The 1,705-nt window shown below is 62.3% G+C and carries 1 protein-coding gene; it reads right to left on the bottom strand.

The window, feature by feature from the left end; all coding sequences use genetic code 11:
* On the bottom strand, positions 1-1,705 hold a 1,705-nt coding region (locus JNB85_RS30415), incomplete at both ends, for a cobaltochelatase subunit CobN (RefSeq protein WP_223216657.1).

The following is a 1,705-nucleotide window of genomic DNA, read 5'->3' as shown; positions in this document are numbered from 1 at the left end:
GCCCTCACCCAGCCCACGTGGCACGCGAGCCAGCGCCACGGTGAGATCCGTCAGCAATCGCCCTTCCGGCGACACCCCAAACACATGCAGCCCATCCCGGATCTGCATTTCCTTGAGATCGCAGAGATAGGCATCGAGCTTCTTCAATGCCTCACCTTCGCTCTCGCCCTTGGCAATCCCCGCATCCCGGTCCAGCCCGATATCGGAAACAAGCTCGAGGATCTGCCGGGAAAGCAATCGGATACGCCTGGGATCGCCACCCGACGCCTCGTAATATTCATCGACCAGCGCCTCCAGGTGCTTGAGCGGCCCGTAGCTCTCGGCTCGCGTCAGCGGCGGCGTCAGATGATCGATGATGACGGCGCCGGTGCGGCGCTTGGCCTGCGTGCCCTCACCCGGATCGTTGACGATGAAGGGATAGAGATGCGGCAATGGCCCGAGGATCGCTTCCGGATAGCAGGCTTCCGATAGCGCCAATGCCTTGCCCGGCAACCATTCGAGATTGCCGTGCTTACCCATGTGAATCACCGCATCGGCGCCGAACTCTTCGCGCAGGAAAGCATAGAAAGCGAAATAGCCGTGCGGCGGCACGAGATCGGGCGAATGATAGCTTTCCTTGGGATCGATATTGTAGCCCCGCGCCGGCTGGATACCGACGAGCAAGCCACCGAACCGGGCAAAGGGCAGCGCGAAGCTGCCCTCGCGCATATAGGGATCGGCCTCGGGACCACCCCAGCGGGCCGTCACCTCATCCTGAATCTGAGTGGGAAGAGACGCAAAGAAGTGCTTGTATCGACTCAAGGAAAGCGTCTCGCGCACCACCTTGCCATCGAAACCGGAATTGGTCGGTCCTTCCATCAGATGCCGCATCAGCTGATCGCCATCAGCGGGAATATCGGCGACAGGATAGCCGGCCGCCGCCATCGCCCGCATCACCTCGATCGTCCCGGCCGGCGTATCGAGACCGACGCCATTGCCAAGTCGCCCGTCACGGTTCGGATAATTCGCAATGACGAGCGCGATACGCCGCTCCGCTGCATTCCTCCGCCGCAACCGCGCCCATTTGGCGGCAAGGGCGGCCACATATGCCATGCGCCCGGCATCAGGCTCGCTGGAAACGATATTGGTCTCGACCACGGCATCGTAGCGGGCAGCAGCCTTGAAGGAGACAGCACGCGACAACACGCGGCCATCCACCTCCGGCAGTGCGACATTCATGCCGAGATCGCGGGCCGAGAGCCCTTGCGGGGAAGCAGCCCATGCCTCCCGCGACGAGGCGGAAAAGATTGCCTGCAGCACGACGGCGTCATTGGCCTCCAGCACGGTGGGCTCACGATCGGCGCCGGGAGCGGAGACGGCAAATCCCGTTGTGTTGATGACGACATCCGGCTTGAGATCGGCGAAGGTGGTTTGAAGGATACCTTTGGAGACGGGGTCCTTGAGGCTGTAGGCGAAAACCGGCAGCGGGCGCAGGCCTTCCGCCTGCAGGGCTTCGATCAGTGCTTCGACGGGGCGGGTTTCGCCGCTTTGGACGAGGGCGCGGTAGAAGGCGATGGCGACTGTCGGGGGGGCAAATCCCCCCTCCGCTACCATCATTCTCAGAGACGAATTTTGGTGGGATGGATGATCAATTCGCTCCTGCGGTGTATCCGCAGAAAGATCAGATGCCCTCGCAACCAGCCCCTTCCACTCCTCAACCCCAACC

The organism is Rhizobium mesosinicum (assembly GCF_019511345.1).
Taxonomy (GTDB): Bacteria; Pseudomonadota; Alphaproteobacteria; order Rhizobiales; family Rhizobiaceae; genus Rhizobium; species Rhizobium mesosinicum.
This window is presented reverse-complemented; position numbering and strand designations above follow the sequence as displayed.